14 protein-coding genes are annotated in these 14,859 nt (G+C 41.7%); 8 read left to right on the forward strand and 6 right to left on the reverse strand.

The features are described from left to right. The first annotated feature begins 512 nt into the window (after window positions 1–512). Entirely contained in the window at window positions 513–1,304 is a 792-nt protein-coding gene (locus AC1DU2_RS25630) for a hypothetical protein (protein ID WP_477387937.1), read from the forward strand. 67 nt (window positions 1,305–1,371) lie between these two features. Here AC1DU2_RS25630 and AC1DU2_RS25635 read toward each other — a convergent pair whose 3' ends face one another. Both AC1DU2_RS25635 and AC1DU2_RS25640 read right to left on the reverse strand, forming a co-directional pair. After that, window positions 1,372–1,761, reverse strand: a complete 390-nt coding sequence (locus AC1DU2_RS25635) for a hypothetical protein (RefSeq protein WP_477387939.1) — start codon at window positions 1,759–1,761, stop codon at window positions 1,372–1,374. Between the two features lie 88 nt (window positions 1,762–1,849). Continuing rightward, on the reverse strand, window positions 1,850–2,527 hold the full coding sequence (locus AC1DU2_RS25640; RefSeq protein ID WP_477387941.1) for a GDSL-type esterase/lipase family protein: 678 nt from the start codon (window positions 2,525–2,527) through the stop codon (window positions 1,850–1,852). 129 nt (window positions 2,528–2,656) lie between these two features. Between AC1DU2_RS25640 and AC1DU2_RS25645 the strand changes: the two genes are divergently transcribed. Together AC1DU2_RS25645 and AC1DU2_RS25650 are read left to right on the forward strand one after the other, a co-directional pair. Next, complete coding sequence (locus AC1DU2_RS25645; RefSeq protein WP_477387943.1) at window positions 2,657–3,778, forward strand: carboxypeptidase-like regulatory domain-containing protein; 1,122 nt, start codon at window positions 2,657–2,659, stop codon at window positions 3,776–3,778. Between the two features lie 60 nt (window positions 3,779–3,838). Further along, complete coding sequence (locus AC1DU2_RS25650; protein WP_477387945.1) at window positions 3,839–4,951, forward strand: carboxypeptidase-like regulatory domain-containing protein; 1,113 nt, start codon at window positions 3,839–3,841, stop codon at window positions 4,949–4,951. 65 nt (window positions 4,952–5,016) lie between these two features. Here the strand turns inward: AC1DU2_RS25650 and AC1DU2_RS25655 are convergent, their stop codons facing one another. Then, window positions 5,017–7,551 carry an ATP-dependent Clp protease ATP-binding subunit gene (locus AC1DU2_RS25655; protein WP_477361056.1) on the reverse strand — a complete coding sequence of 845 codons (2,535 nt, stop codon included), beginning with the start codon at window positions 7,549–7,551 and terminating at the stop codon, window positions 5,017–5,019. 748 nt (window positions 7,552–8,299) lie between these two features. Between AC1DU2_RS25655 and ettA the strand changes: the two genes are divergently transcribed. The 4 genes from ettA (at window position 8,300) to AC1DU2_RS25675 (ending at window position 12,470) form a co-directional block, all read left to right on the forward strand. Continuing rightward, on the forward strand, window positions 8,300–9,982 hold the full coding sequence (ettA, locus tag AC1DU2_RS25660) for an energy-dependent translational throttle protein EttA (protein WP_477361054.1): 1,683 nt from the start codon (window positions 8,300–8,302) through the stop codon (window positions 9,980–9,982). Window positions 9,983–10,108: 126 nt separating this feature from the next. Beyond that, window positions 10,109–10,645, forward strand: coding sequence for a hypothetical protein (locus AC1DU2_RS25665; RefSeq protein ID WP_477361052.1), 537 nt, complete (start codon window positions 10,109–10,111; stop codon window positions 10,643–10,645). Window positions 10,646–10,747: 102 nt separating this feature from the next. Then, window positions 10,748–11,293: a hypothetical protein gene (locus AC1DU2_RS25670; RefSeq protein ID WP_477361050.1), complete on the forward strand. Its 546-nt coding sequence runs from the start codon at window positions 10,748–10,750 to the stop codon at window positions 11,291–11,293. Window positions 11,294–11,402: 109 nt separating this feature from the next. Next, complete coding sequence (locus AC1DU2_RS25675; RefSeq protein ID WP_477361048.1) at window positions 11,403–12,470, forward strand: branched-chain amino acid aminotransferase; 1,068 nt, start codon at window positions 11,403–11,405, stop codon at window positions 12,468–12,470. Between the two features lie 140 nt (window positions 12,471–12,610). Here the strand turns inward: AC1DU2_RS25675 and AC1DU2_RS25680 are convergent, their stop codons facing one another. The 3 genes from AC1DU2_RS25680 to AC1DU2_RS25690 all read right to left on the reverse strand — a co-directional run bounded on the left by AC1DU2_RS25680 (window position 12,611) and on the right by AC1DU2_RS25690 (window position 13,853). Next, window positions 12,611–12,763, reverse strand: coding sequence for a hypothetical protein (locus AC1DU2_RS25680; protein WP_477387947.1), 153 nt, complete (start codon window positions 12,761–12,763; stop codon window positions 12,611–12,613). A 212-nt stretch (window positions 12,764–12,975) separates the two neighbouring features. Next, window positions 12,976–13,533 carry a histidine phosphatase family protein gene (locus AC1DU2_RS25685; RefSeq protein WP_477387949.1) on the reverse strand — a complete coding sequence of 186 codons (558 nt, stop codon included), beginning with the start codon at window positions 13,531–13,533 and terminating at the stop codon, window positions 12,976–12,978. Between the two features lie 38 nt (window positions 13,534–13,571). Then, complete coding sequence (locus AC1DU2_RS25690) at window positions 13,572–13,853, reverse strand: ATP-dependent Clp protease adaptor ClpS (RefSeq protein WP_147055964.1); 282 nt, start codon at window positions 13,851–13,853, stop codon at window positions 13,572–13,574. Window positions 13,854–13,966: 113 nt separating this feature from the next. On the opposite strand from AC1DU2_RS25690, the gene AC1DU2_RS25695 reads away from it, so the two are divergent. Beyond that, window positions 13,967–14,839, forward strand: coding sequence for a hypothetical protein (locus AC1DU2_RS25695; RefSeq protein ID WP_477387951.1), 873 nt, complete (start codon window positions 13,967–13,969; stop codon window positions 14,837–14,839). Window positions 14,840–14,859: the final 20 nt, after the last annotated feature.

Below are 14,859 nucleotides of genomic sequence, written 5' to 3' on the forward strand. Positions count from 1 at the left end.
TACTATTACTATTTCCCCTGTAATAACCGTAGGTTATGTTAAGTACTACTATCAATCGTCATCCGCAAGTTCAATCAGTCTAAGTTATTCTGATAAACTATCGCTCTCCATTGCCAAATTCGAAATCGATTTGTACCCTTTCATAAGCTATAGTCATAATATAAATACCATAACTTCATTTTCTACGAACGGCCTGATAAAGCGGTCTATTTTTAAAAATTATGCCAGAATCTGGATTCAAGGATACGACTTGTTTAATTCATTTAAATATAACAATAACCTAATAGGAGCATCATACACAGAAACAACAAGCTTTTCAAATATAAAGAGGTATTTTATATTCGGAGTTAGCTTCAACTTCAATAATATGAAATAAACTGGAAATGCTTAAACAATTACAAATCCATGTAGTATTTAATATAAAAAAGAAATTTAATAAAAAAATAACACCACAATCATTAATTAATATTTACAATAGTTATATTTGATAACTTATCAAATATAACTATCAAATGAAAAAAATTTATTTATTATTTAGCATTGTACTTTTAAATACAATTGCTTTCGCACAGTCATTTTCCGGACCTACCTCAGTTGCATCAGGATCAACTTTTACATTAACAGGCGTAGGAGAGTCGTATAACAACAATCGCTCGGCTGATTTTTATTACTTCACAAATATTATTTCGATTCCCAGCGATCAGATAACTTATCCAATTGCACCAGGTAATGCCGCGCAGTATATTCATATTTCATTGAACAGCGTGCAACATTACTTTGATCCTTTAAATCAGACTCCTACTACGTTTAAAATTGATGCCACGAACACTTATTACGATCCAATTACTGTAACATTTAAGATCCCAACTCAATATGCCTGGGGAAAAACTAATGGCACAGGAGGGATTACCGGCTCGGTATATGTATCATATACAGTTACTATACAACCCGTTCCAGGCACGCCTCATCCAGGAACTTTTGCAAGGCTTATAGCAACTAAAGTAAAGCAAAGCCCTACAGATACAGATCCCTATAGCGGCATATTCGATATTTCCGTGTATTTCTATCAATATTCTAACTTGACTGGGCCTCTTAATGTCAGTAATCTACCTATTAATTATCACGATGCAAATGGGAGGGGAGTACATGATTTTACGGTTAATGCCAGTGGCACACATTTCAGCATTGGACAAATTGCATTGGCTCAACGAGTTACACCACCTTTACCGACAACAGTGCCTACTGCCTCCAGCCTAGGCTTCACTCTCAATTTGGGAACAGGATATACGATTTACTATAATTAACTTTTACTATAATAAAAAAGGAGCCTTGCGATGCAAGGCTCCTTTTTTGTCGGTTAAGATTTTGAACTTATTGTACTAAAACCACCTTAATATTAATCTTTCCGGGAGCAGCTGCAAGCTTACTACCATCAGCATTTTGCGCATCAATATAAAGGCTTCCCCCCGTATAAACAGCCCGGTAAGTGACACCATCAAATACATCTGGGAGTTGTTCATAGGTGGTGCCTCCGTTGTCTGTATCTTGCAAATAAACTAAAACAGCGCCGTGTTTATCATAATAGCTATCAATTTCGGGCATCGGGATAGTGGTAGTATAAGCATTTATCCCAGTGTCAAAACTCCAGCCAGTTGTTGATGTAAAAATGGTTGTTGCACCAGGGCCGATAATTGTTTCTTTTTTGCAGGATGTAGCTGCCAATATCACTGTGCAGCAAATTAAAGTCAAGATTTTTTTCATAATGTTTCGATTGTATATACTGTAAGAACAATATAATTAAAAAAGGTTTAACGGAATCTGAGATAATTTATTTCAAAAACAGCATTAACTATTCAGTAATATATTTTTCCAGCTGCATTTTCCATAAATAATAGCCATAAGGAGTAAGGTGGATACCATCGGTAGTAGCAAGCGCGTTTAGCTTATTATCAACTAAAAAACAATCATACATACCTATATAAACCACATGGTTGGCTAAACAATAATTTGCCACCCTGCGGTTATAGACTTTTATCTTTTGGTTAAACTGGCTACTCAAAGTAGGTAATACCGATTGTACGTACAGCCTTGTTGCCGGCGAAACAGCTTTAACTAACGTGCACATTTGCACAAAGTTGTTGTAGGCATCGTTCATACTCTTGCCGTTGCGTACATCGTTTATCCCGGCTTCTAAAAATATCTTTGGCGGTTTGCGTACAATGATCCTTTCCAGGTTTTTCAGAATTTCATCAGTCTCCAACCCGGCAAAGCCCATGTTTTTCAGGTGAATGTTATCGAAGGTGCTTCTTAACGCGAAGCCCTCGGTTAAGCTTGTGCCAATAAATATAATTTCCTGTTTATCTGTTTGCGTGCTAAAAAGCGCGTTCCATTTTTGCTTTTCAAACTGATGGCGGCGCATGTAACCAAAATAAACTTTGCGATCTATAAAATAGCCCACCGTAACCAGGTTCAGTATAACCGAAACCGCAAACAGCCACTTATAGATCACCTTTTTATTTACCGGCATTACCAAATAAAACAATGAATTCCCCCATATTTATAGGCTATAAAGATACAATTTAACATCATCACCGGCCGTTTACGAGGCGCGAATAAAAGCATTTTGAAATAACTAAAATTTTAGTTTAATTTATCTATGCTAAAGACCCTTGCCTTGCTCTTGTTGCTGATACCGGGAGTTTGCGTAGCGCAAATAAAAATTACCGGCAAAGTAATTAATACTGCCGACCAAAAGCCAATTGCCAATGCCAGTGTATTTTTAAACAACACCATAGTTGGCGATAAAACTGCCGACGATGGCACTTTTACGCTCAGCAATGTAAAACCCGGCCAGTATACATTTATTGTTACTGCCATTGGTTTCGAAACTCATAGCGTTACGCTGATGGCGGGCGCGGCTAATATTGTGCTCGCTGATATTTCGCTGGCTCCAAAAACAATCATGCTGCAGGAAGTTAATATCCGGCCCGACCCAAACCGGCAACGCAATTATGCCGATTTTAAACGATTGTTCCTGGGCACTTCAGATAATGCCGCCCTGTGTAAAATCCTGAACCCCGATGTTGTGGATGTTGATTTCGACACCAAAACGATGATCCTGTCGGCCACCAGTAATGACGACTTTATCGAGGTTGAAAACAAGGCCCTGGGTTATTTGATAAAGTATAAACTTTCAAAATTCAGTTATGATGCCAAAGGCTTTTTTTATTACGAGGGACTCTCGGTATTCCAGGAAATGAAAGGAAGTAAATCGCAGCAGCGTAAGTGGGCAAAACAGCGGCAGGCAGCTTATCTTGGCTCGTCTATGCATTTTTTACGTTCGGTTATCAGCAGCCAAACAGATAAGGAAGGCTTCCAGGTTTTACGGCTTGTGCGCAAGCCCAATCCCGATTATAAAGAAGGGCGGCTGGGTAATAACAACTATAAATATAGCCAGTCGCTATACACCAAACCACCGCTGGGCCCGCCAGACTTTGCCCACCCTACCGACCAGCCCGGGTTATTTGCCATTGGCTTTCCCGACTGCCTGTATATCATCTACACCAAAAAAAGGGAAGAAACCGACCTATCTGTTTATCATCCGCTCGAGATCCCAAACCACCCGGTCACCATCCTTGCATTTGATGGACCTTATGCTTTTTTTGATAACAACGGCATTATCGCCAATCCGCACAGTATCGTATTTGAAGGCGATTGGGCCAAAAGCCGGATTGCGGAGTTGTTACCGGTGGATTATGAGCCCATGGTTGCTAAATAAATCCTATATATGGTAACCATGGGCTATGTATAAAATAAAAGTTATTGGTTAGCTTTATTCATGCTAAAACCTTTACTCTTATTACTGATTCTTCCGCTTGCTTGTTTTTCGCAAATAAAAATCACGGGCAGAATCATAAATGCCGACGATAAAAAACCGATATCAAACGTCAGTGTTTTTTTAAATAATGCTATAGTGGGTGATAAAACAGCCGACGATGGCTCTTACACCCTTAGTAACGTTAAACCAGGCCAATATGATCTGATAGTAACCATACTGGGATTTGAAACGCATAGCCAGCCGTTATCAGTTGACAGTCATCATATCGTATTGCCTAAAATCAGCATCTCGCCCAAAACAATACTACTACAGGAGGTAGCAGTAAAGCCCAATCTTAACAGGCAACGGGACCTTGGCGACTTTTTATATTACTTTTTAGGCCAATCTGATTATTCAAGACAGTGCACCATTATAAATCCGGAGGTTGTAGATGTAGAATATAATAAAAAGACAAAAACGCTAACCGCATCTACAGATGATTTTTTGATTATCGAAAATAAAGCCCTGGGATATAGGGTAAAATATAAACTCTCCAAATTCACTTATGATGCGCAGAATATCCTCTATTTTGAAGGCATATCAGTATTTGAACCATTAACAGGCACCAACGCCGATCAAACTAAATGGAAAAAAAACAGGCTTGACGCTTACAACGGCTCATCCATGCATTTTTTGAGGGCTGCCATTGCCGGAAGACTTAGCGAAGATGGTTTTAAAACTTTGAGATTAGAAAGGAGCACTGCACCTGAATATCTTCAAAAAAAAGGGATTAAGTATATCCAAACTTTATTTTTGAAAGAGCCTTTAAGTAGAAACAATTTTGTGAACCTTGCCGATAAGCCCGGCATATTTGCTTTAGGTTTTAAGGATTGTCTTTATGTGATATATACCAAAAAGCGTATAACATACGGTTATAATTTGGTTTACCTGCCTGATGGCGTGCCTCCAGATAATCCTGTAACTGTTGTCACGTTTGATGAGCCCTATGCCTTTTTTGATAACAACGGCATTATCATAAATCCTCACAGCGTGACCTATGAAGGTGATTTTGGCGTAAAGCGTATTGCAGAATTGCTGCCGGTTGATTATACACCCGAGGCCGATATTAATTAACCTCCTCCATCAAAAAACCCCGCCTGCTTGTGCAAACGGGGTTGTATTTTTAAATAAGGCTTTACTTATTTGGTTTCCTCTTCGGTTGGGGTTTTGCTTTCGCCTTTTTCGTCGATGATGGTGATCTGGCTGGTTTCTTTGTCGAAATCAACTTTCATAATATCACCTTCGCTCAATTCACCTTTCAGTATCTCTTCGGCAATTGGATCTTCCAAATATTTCTGGATAGCGCGTTTTAACGGACGTGCTCCAAATTGCGAATCGTAACCTTTTTCGGCAATGAATTCCTTAGCGGCTTCAGTAAGCTCGATTTTGTATCCCAGGCCATTTACACGGCTAAACAGGAATGCCAGTTCGATATCGATGATCTTGAATATCTCGTCTTTACCTAATGAGTTAAACACGATAACATCGTCAATACGGTTCAAAAACTCAGGGGCGAAAGCACGTTTCAAAGCGTTCTCGATAACACCTCTTGAATGTGTATCGGCCTGTAAGTTTTTAGCATTGGTGCTGAAACCTACACCTTGCCCAAAGTCTTTCAACTGGCGGGCGCCGATGTTCGATGTCATGATGATAATGGTGTTCCTGAAATCAACCTTGCGGCCCAATGAATCGGTTAGCTGGCCTTCATCCAATACCTGTAACAATATGTTGAATACATCCGGGTGAGCTTTTTCAATCTCATCCAGCAACACTACAGCATATGGTTTACGACGTACTTTTTCGGTCAGTTGGCCACCTTCTTCGTAACCTACGTAGCCCGGAGGCGCTCCTACTAAACGTGATACCGCAAATTTTTCCATGTACTCGCTCATATCAATTTGTATCAGCGCGTCTTCGGTATCAAACATAAAGCGGGCAAGCTCTTTTGCAAGTTCGGTTTTACCTACACCTGTTGGGCCTAAGAAAATGAACGAGCCAATTGGTTTTTTAGGATCTTTTAAGCCGGCACGTGTACGTTGAATGGCACGGGTTAACTTTTTGATAGCATCGTCCTGGCCAATAATTTTGCTGGCAACAGTATCTGCCATATTCAATAGCTTCTGGCTATCTGCCTGGCCTACCCTTTGTACAGGGATGCCGGTCATCATAGATACTACTTCGGCAACATTATCTTCGGTTACGGTATAACGTTTTGATTTGGTTTCGGCCTCCCAAATGGCTTTAGCCTGGTCAAGTTCGGCAATCAAATTCTTTTCGGTATCGCGTAACTGGGCAGCTTCCTCGTATTTTTGGCTTCTTACAACCTTGTTTTTCTCAATCTTAATCTGCTCAATCTTTTGCTCAATATCCAGTATATTTTGAGGCACATGGATATTGGTTAAGTGAACGCGCGACCCCGATTCGTCCAAAGCATCGATAGCCTTATCCGGTAAAAACCTATCGGTAATGTAACGGGTGGTTAAGTTAACGCAGGCATTGATAGCTTCCGGGGTGTAAGTTACACCATGGTGCTCTTCGTATTTCTCTTTAATGCGATTTAGTATCTCGATAGTTTCAACAGGGGTAGCTGGCTCAACCATTACTTTTTGGAAACGACGATCCAAAGCGCCATCTTTTTCGATGTACTGGCGGTACTCATCTAAAGTGGTTGCGCCAATGCATTGAATTTCGCCCCTTGCCAAAGCAGGTTTAAACATATTTGATGCATCAAGCGAGCCAGAGGCACCACCTGCACCAACTATAGTATGAATTTCATCAATAAATAAAATTACATCAGGAGATTTTTCCAGTTCGTTCATTACCGCCTTCATACGCTCTTCAAACTGGCCACGGTATTTTGTACCTGCTACCAATGAAGCTAAATCAAGCGTTACCACGCGTTTGTTAAACAATACACGCGATACTTTACGCTGTACAATGCGCAGTGCAAGGCCTTCGGCAATAGCCGATTTACCCACACCCGGCTCACCTATTAGTATAGGGTTGTTCTTTTTACGGCGCGACAGGATTTGCGATACACGCTCAATCTCTTTTTCGCGCCCTACAATCGGGTCAAGTTTCCCATCTTCGGCGGCACGGGTTAAATCGCGGCCAAAGTTGTCCAACACCGGTGTTTTTGATTTAATGTCAGATACCTTTTTAGGCTGGCTGAATGATTCTTCTTCTTTAAAGTCGTCATCGCCGCCGGTTGGTGATCCGGGCATTTCGTCGGTTACATCGTTTTTATGTGATTCCACTTCACCTTTAAACACCTCGTAGTTTACGTTAAACTGTACCAATATCTGCGATGCGATATTATCCTCATCGCGTAATATAGATAGCAGCAGGTGCTCGGTTCCAATTACATCACTTTTAAATATTTTGGCTTCCAGATAAGTAATTTTTAATACTTTTTCGGCTTGCTTGGTCAGGGGGATGCTGCCTATGTGTACATTGGTTCCAATGGTACCTTTAACGGCATCTTCCACAGCACGGCGAAGCTTTGCAGTATCAACGTTCAAACCTTTCAGCAATTTAATTGCTACGCCATCACCATCCCTGATGAGGCCCAGTAAAAGATGCTCTGTTCCTATATAGTCGTGCCCAAGGCGCAATGCCTCTTCTCTGCTGTATTGAATGACATCTTTAACCCTCGGCGAAAATTTAGCTTCCATATATACCTTTCAATTATTATGAACGCCGCAATCTATAAATTTTGTTTTTACAAACCCGACGCACGGTTTAACATTTATCAACAATATTGCCAACATTTAACACTTTGCAGAAACAGACATTGATATGATACGCAAGCTATTAAAGTTTGGGTTTAAACAATAATTTTTATCAAAAAATCCAACAATCACCTAATATTTTTACAATATACGAACGAAACTCACCATTTTGATACAAAAAATTCAAAATAGTTTAAACATTGTGTTAATAAATTATCACGATAGCAACAAAACAGGCATTTCGTCATAACATATGCCATAAAGGCATTAACATAATATTTACCTTGTGTTCATCTATATGTACGCAAATACAAGCAAAACAGTTGCCATTTTACTGTGTTAAACGCAATTAAATACTTACAAGTATGTATAAAGTAACATGGATTTGTATTTGGCAGTAAATATTTTTTCTGCCACCGGTTTTTTAAGCGAATCCATCAATTTTACTCATATTTGTTGCGATATTCATCCTATTCGTGCAAGACAAACCTTAAGATAAGAAAAATGTCATTTCGAACGAGGTACGAGGAGAAATCTTAAACAACTTGCCAAGTGTGCTTTGTATTTCGCAGGCATGGCGTACAAGATTTCTCCTCACCCCTGAGCACCAGGCCCCCAGGCTCGTTCGAAATGACACCTTTTTATTTTTGTTTAAACGATAGCATAACATCAGCATTTCAAATCAATTATAATGGCAGACGAAAAGATCATTTTTTCAATGGCTGGGGTTAGCAAAGTTTATCCCCCGCAAAAAACAGTATTAAAAAACATTTACCTATCGTTTTTTTATGGCGCCAAAATCGGCGTTATCGGCTTAAATGGTTCGGGTAAATCATCGTTATTAAAAATTATTGCAGGCATTGATAAAACCAATATAGGCGAGGTTGTTTTTTCGCCGGGCTATACCGTTGGTTACCTGAGCCAGGAGCCCGAGCTTGATCCTGAGAAAACCGTACGCGAAATTGTGGAAGAAGGCGTTGCCGAAACCACGGCCTTATTAAAGGAGTACGAAGAGATAAACGAAAAATTTGGCCTGGAAGAGTATTATGGCGATGCCGATAAAATGGACAAGCTGATGAACCGCCAGGGCGAATTGCAGGACCAGATTGACGCCGTAAACGCATGGGAACTGGACACCAAACTGGAACGCGCCATGGACGCCCTGCGCTGCCCGGAGCCGGATACCAAAATTTCGGTATTATCGGGAGGTGAGCGCCGCCGCGTGGCCTTGTGCCGCCTTTTATTAAAGGAACCGGATGTGTTACTGTTAGATGAGCCTACCAACCACCTGGATGCCGAATCGATAGATTGGCTGGAGCAACATTTACAACAATATAAAGGTACCGTTATAGCCGTGACGCATGATAGATATTTCCTGGATAACGTTGCCGGATGGATCCTGGAGCTTGACCGTGGAGAAGGAATCCCATGGAAGGGAAATTATTCCTCATGGTTGGATCAAAAAGCCAAACGTTTGGCCCAGGAAGATAAAACCGAAAGCAAACGCCAGAAAACCCTGGAGCGCGAACTGGAATGGGTACGCATGGGACCAAAAGGCCGCCACGCCAAATCAAAAGCACGTTTAGGCAATTACGAAAAACTGGCATCCGAAGAAACCAAGGAACGCGAAGACAAACTGGAACTGTTTATCCCCCCAGGCCCGCGTTTGGGTAATATTGTGATTGAGGCCAATGGTGTAAGTAAATCATACGGCGATAAATTATTGTTTGATAACCTGAGTTTCTCGTTACCTCCCGCAGGTATTGTGGGCATCATAGGCCCCAACGGCGCGGGTAAAACCACGTTGTTCCGCTTGATTACCGGGCAGGACCAGCCAGATGCAGGTACCTTCCGTGTAGGCCCGACGGTAGCCTTAGGTTATGTTGACCAGATGCACGACGACCTTGACCCCAACAAATCTGTTTGGGAAAACGTAACCGGCGGGCTGGAAACCATTATGGTGGGCAACAAACCCTTAAACTCGCGTGCATACGTATCCAAGTTTAACTTTAACGGCGCCGATCAGCAGAAAAAAGTAGGCGTATTATCGGGCGGTGAGCGTAACCGGGTGCACCTGTCTATCACCCTCAAAAAAGGGTCGAACGTATTGCTGCTGGATGAGCCAACCAACGATATCGACGTAAACACCTTACGTGCGCTGGAAGAAGCCCTTGAAAACTTTGGCGGCTGCGCCGTAGTGATCAGCCACGACCGCTGGTTCCTCGACCGTATTTGCACCCACATCCTTGCTTTTGAAGGCAACTCGCAGGTTTACTTCTTTGAAGGTAACTACTCCGACTACGAAGAAAACCGCAAGAAACGCTTAGGTGATGTTGCGCCGAAGAGGATTAAGTATAAGAAATTGACGGTGTAAGGAAGCCCCCTCTAAATCTCCCCCTGAAGGGGGAGACTTTTGAATTGCATAGCGAATATTCCCAGACTTACGAAGTTTTAAAAACTTCGTAAGTCTTCAAGCCAAACCTGAATCCCTTACACATCAATGAGCCAATTAAACTTTTTTATAACCCGTGACGAAACGATAAGTATATTGAACGTCCTTATCGATACAGGCGAAGTTGACATCTTTATCGGAGAATCTTTTGAGGCGGAAAAACCGGAACCCGTTACCCAAATTACAGATTCAATAGATTCCAATCGCTTTATACTCTGGCTAAAAAATGAATTTAGAGAACCGAAAGGATTTAAATTAAATCAAGGCGATAACAAAGATCGATTTATGTTTGATTATTACAAAGACCCCATCATACAATTTACCGATTGTAAAAGAACACCAACATTGATCTCGCCCGGTCGTATTTTTTATAAGGCCGGATGGGTAGAACATGAAGCACTAAGGCAGAAGCATAAAAATTGGGGCATAAGAGTATCACGTTTAATTGATAAAAGGCTCGATAAATTGAACAGCATCTGGAGAATATCTGATGATGTAAAAGATTGGGTGGTAAATGGCGGTAATTTAGAATTAGGGCCGGGTGGGAAGATTGTTTATAAAGATAACCTTACATCAATTAGGTAGGCACGGGGCAAATCAAGAACGATTAGCGCTGATCTCGATTTGCTATCTACAGAAAGTAAGTCCCTGCGCTTAAAATTAGAACTCTTCAATCAGTACTTATTTGTGAAAAAACACATTGCTCCTCTCAAACAAGTCGACAATCAACATAGTAAAATATTTTTTACTATACTATTTTTTATTGGATTGGCGTCAACCATATTTGAAATACATGTTTATCAAAAAACATTCATTCCAATATACATCCCTGTTTCCTTATATATTATTAGCGGGGTACTTTCAACACCGTTTTTTCTTAACACCCTTCGGCAAACTTTAGACGGAAGTGGATTACTCTGGCAATATGTGTTTAATACAATTTCCTGGGGAGGCGTAGTTGCCGCCCTTTTTATGGCCGTCAATTTTTACTGGGGAAAAGGAGACATATATTCTGTAACCTTGCCTATTTTACATTCAGAGCATTCCTATAGTAATAGAAATGGCTGTTATATCCTTAATATAAAAGTTGAATATGAAGAGGTGCAAAGAGATCTGGTATTTTCATGTGACACCTCAAACCTTAAAAATCTTGACATAGTCATACTCACGCTCGACAAAGGTTTACTTGGATATGATGTTATAAAAAATCAAAAGTTCTTAAAGAAGAATTAATAACTCTTCAACCCTCCGTCAAAAAAACACACTTAGTATCAATTCCTTAACTTAACTCATTAAAAAAATCCCTAACTTGCCGTTTTCTAATAAATAATACTTTAAGGCCATGACAGAGACGCTGGACATCAAGATCACCAAGACCACGCATTCCCGTTTAGCAGAAACGGATTTTGACAACTTACCTTTCGGAAAAACATTTTCTGACCACATGTTTGTGGCCGATTATGCTGATGGTGAATGGAAAAACCTGCAGGTCGTTCCCTACGGCGAGATTGGTTTAAGCCCGGCAATTTCGGCCTTACATTACGGCCAGTCATTTTTTGAAGGTTTAAAAGCCTACAAACATGCCGATGGAAAGGTTACCATTTTCCGCCCTGATAAAAACGCTATCCGTTTTAACAAATCGGCAGAAAGGCTTTGTATGCCTACCCTGCCCGAAGAAATATTTTTACAAAGTATGGCCGCCGTGGTTGACCTTGACCGCGACTGGGTGCCATCAAAACCAAACCATGCTTTATACATCCGCCCGTTCATGTTTGCTACAGACCCTTACCTGGGCGTAACGCCATCGGCAACTTACAAATACATGGTATTGTGCGGCCCGGTTGGCCCGTATTTTTCAAAAACACTGCGCGTAAAAATTGAAACCTATTACACCCGCGCTGCCGAAGGCGGTATGGGCTACGCAAAAGCTGCAGGTAACTACGGAAGTTCGATGCTGCCCGCACGCAAAGCGGCAGAAGAAGGCTTTGACCAATTGATATGGACAGATGCCAAAGAACATAAATACGTTGAAGAAATGGGTGCCGCAAACGCCATGTTTATGCTGGATGGCAAACTGATAACCGCCGAAGCAAAAGACACCATTTTAGATGGCGTAACCCGCGATACAGTTATTGCTTTGGCCAAAGAGTGGGGCATCCCGGTTGAAACCCGCAAAGTTTCGGTTGCCGAAATTATTGAAGGCGCCAAAACCGGCAAACTGACTGATGCTTTTGGCGCAGGCACAGCCGCAACCATAGCATCAGTAGGCTCTATCAGTGTTGATGGCGAGGAGTATTTCCTGAGCGATCCAAAAACACGCGAGTTTTCGCAAAAAGTATTGGCCACCCTTGATGCCATTAAATACGGCCGTGCCGAAGATACTCACAGCTGGAATTATTTGGTTGGATAATCAGGATATTGTTATAAGTTAAAAAGGTGCTCTGATAGGCACCTTTTTTGTTTGTTATCGTGCTATTACCACCCCTCATTGCGAATAATTGATTATAAAAATACGTTTTTTTTGCCAAGACTTTCGTCGTCCTCAAATCGTCAGCAGAACAGCATAGGGAGTTTTTGCAGTGTAGGGCTAAGTGCACCGGCGGCAAAATAATCCCAGCCCAGGTTTTGGCCGTTTTGCAGGGCAAAGGCCAGTGCTGCAAAGAAGCATTTCTGATGACTTGATTTTTGGTTACTTTGTATCAAGACAAAGTAACAGCCCTCCCGCGGCAATTGAGCGGGCCGATGCTGTCGTTACAACTATCTATTGGGAGTACCCAAATAGCTTTCGCTGCATAGTTTGGAGATTGCTTCGTACCTCGCAATGACGGTCTCGAGAAAGCTGTGATACCCATATATGTTATTACTGTTTTTTACAGCGTAGACTGGTGGTCACACACAATGACGATTTTATTAACCTACAAACTACAATTCCCTACCGGCTTTATCCCCTCTTTATCCTTTGTTAAAACTGGTTCACCATTTTTAAAGGTTACAATCCATATACTATCGTAATCGTCATCGAGCCAATCCATCCCTTTAACTTTAACGCCCAGGGCTTTTATTACCGGTTTAATATAGTTGTGTTCCCAAACAACCAGGATGGTGCCTTTTTTGCCTTCCAGGTCATCGGCCAGGTCTTTGGCGTCTTCCTCCTCAAACTTGGTATTAACAGGTAAGTTATATTTGCTGGCAAAGGGCGAAGCAGTCTGGAACATTCTTGCTCTTGGGGTTGTTTTACCTAGATGCAGTGCAGGTACATAAATTTGAGCGGGCAACCCAAATTTGGCTTTCAAAACTTCAGGAAGTTTAAGGGCACGATTTAGGCCTATACAGGAAAGGTTATCACCATCAGCAGGCTTCTCGGCATGCCGTATAAAAATCAGTTTAAGATTTTTGTTTTGTGCTTTAACGTTGTACGTTACCAGGCACAACAGCAATAAAACTATGGTGGGGAGTATGGCGTATCTTTTCATATAAGGCAAGATACAATTCCTGAAGTGCTGTCAAAAATTTAATCAACCGATACGGTCAATCCTTCTTGCTGAAGAATTTTACGGTATATCTCCATTTCGGTAAACGAGCCTTCCAACACTGCGCATTTGCCTTCGTTGTGTACCTTCCAGGCAATTTTCTCGGCCTGCGATTCGGAGTAATCCAGGTACTTCATCATACAATGGATCACATGGTCAAACGTGTTGAAATCATCGTTCCATAATATCAGGCGGTGAACTTCCTTAAGTCCTGCCAGTAATTCTTCGAGGGTAAATGTTTCTTCCTGTGTTTCAGTTGGCATACGTAACTACAAAATTACTCAAAAACAATAATAAAAATAGTAAAATCGTGTTCAATTCACTTAAAAACATACCCCAACGGTGTGCCTGCTACACACCGGACAATCTAAACATCATGAAAAAAATCGCTGTTTGCATTATCATCCCATTAGCAGTACAAGTTTTTGCCATTGCCACGGCAAACGCACAGGCATCAAAAAACGGCCCGACGAGGCTACAAGCCCCACCTCCAACCATAACAATAGACGGTGATGACAAAGATTGGGGCGATAGCCTGCGCTACTTTAACGAAGACCGGAAACTAAACTACGCTTTGGCTAATGACCAGGCAACCCTTTACGCCGCCATCAAAATAACCGATAAAATGGATCAGATGCGCACGCTGAATGCAGGCATCACCCTAAGCATTGATAATAAAGGTAAAAAGAAAGAAAGCTTCTCGCTCACCTTCCCCTTAGCCGAACCGGGCAGCAAACCCGATTTTGGCAAGCGCCCCGACGACAATACCGAAGTTACCCAGCAAGACCGCGACGATTTGCAGCGCGAACGCATAACCAAGCTGCGCGATATTAAGGTGGTTGGGTTTAAAGATATTGAAGGCGACATGATCACTACCTCAAATACCTACGGAATTAAAGCTGCCATTGATTATGATGCCGAAGGCAATCTCATTTATGAAATGGCCATACCGCTGAGTTTTTTTCATGCTGATGATCAATTTAAAACCGAATGGGCTTTCAATTTTAAAATAAACGGCATCCAAAAACCAAAAGGCGACGGAACGGAAAACAATGGTGAACGGCAAGGTGGCAGCATGGCCGGCAGCGGTGGTCGCGGAGGACGGGGCGGCGGTATGGGAGGTGGCGGCGGACGTGGAGGCAGAGGCGGTCGCGGAGGCGGCTTTGGCGGCGGCGGTGCCGAAGGCAGCCGCAGCGAACTATCCAAATCAACCGATTTTTGGACTAAGTTTTTTCTTAATAAAAATTAACAATTTATTACCGGGCCTGG

This window comes from Mucilaginibacter sp. P4_C11, from assembly GCF_056402115.1.

Excerpts from the sequence above, each read along its gene's own strand:
- AC1DU2_RS25630 (WP_477387937.1), top strand. The coding sequence starts at position 513 with ATGAAAAAAATTTATTTATTATTTAGCATTGTACTTTTAAATACAATT.
- AC1DU2_RS25635 (WP_477387939.1), bottom strand. The coding sequence starts at position 1,761 with ATGAAAAAAATCTTGACTTTAATTTGCTGCACAGTGATATTGGCAGCT.
- AC1DU2_RS25640 (WP_477387941.1), bottom strand. The coding sequence starts at position 2,527 with ATGCCGGTAAATAAAAAGGTGATCTATAAGTGGCTGTTTGCGGTTTCG.
- AC1DU2_RS25645 (WP_477387943.1), top strand. The coding sequence starts at position 2,657 with ATGCTAAAGACCCTTGCCTTGCTCTTGTTGCTGATACCGGGAGTTTGC.
- AC1DU2_RS25650 (WP_477387945.1), top strand. The coding sequence starts at position 3,839 with ATGCTAAAACCTTTACTCTTATTACTGATTCTTCCGCTTGCTTGTTTT.
- AC1DU2_RS25655 (WP_477361056.1), bottom strand. The coding sequence starts at position 7,551 with ATGGAAGCTAAATTTTCGCCGAGGGTTAAAGATGTCATTCAATACAGC.
- ettA (WP_477361054.1), top strand. The coding sequence starts at position 8,300 with ATGGCAGACGAAAAGATCATTTTTTCAATGGCTGGGGTTAGCAAAGTT.
- AC1DU2_RS25665 (WP_477361052.1), top strand. The coding sequence starts at position 10,109 with ATGAGCCAATTAAACTTTTTTATAACCCGTGACGAAACGATAAGTATA.
- AC1DU2_RS25675 (WP_477361048.1), top strand. The coding sequence starts at position 11,403 with ATGACAGAGACGCTGGACATCAAGATCACCAAGACCACGCATTCCCGT.
- AC1DU2_RS25685 (WP_477387949.1), bottom strand. The coding sequence starts at position 13,533 with ATGAAAAGATACGCCATACTCCCCACCATAGTTTTATTGCTGTTGTGC.
- AC1DU2_RS25690 (WP_147055964.1), bottom strand. The coding sequence starts at position 13,853 with ATGCCAACTGAAACACAGGAAGAAACATTTACCCTCGAAGAATTACTG.
- AC1DU2_RS25695 (WP_477387951.1), top strand. The coding sequence starts at position 13,967 with ATGAAAAAAATCGCTGTTTGCATTATCATCCCATTAGCAGTACAAGTT.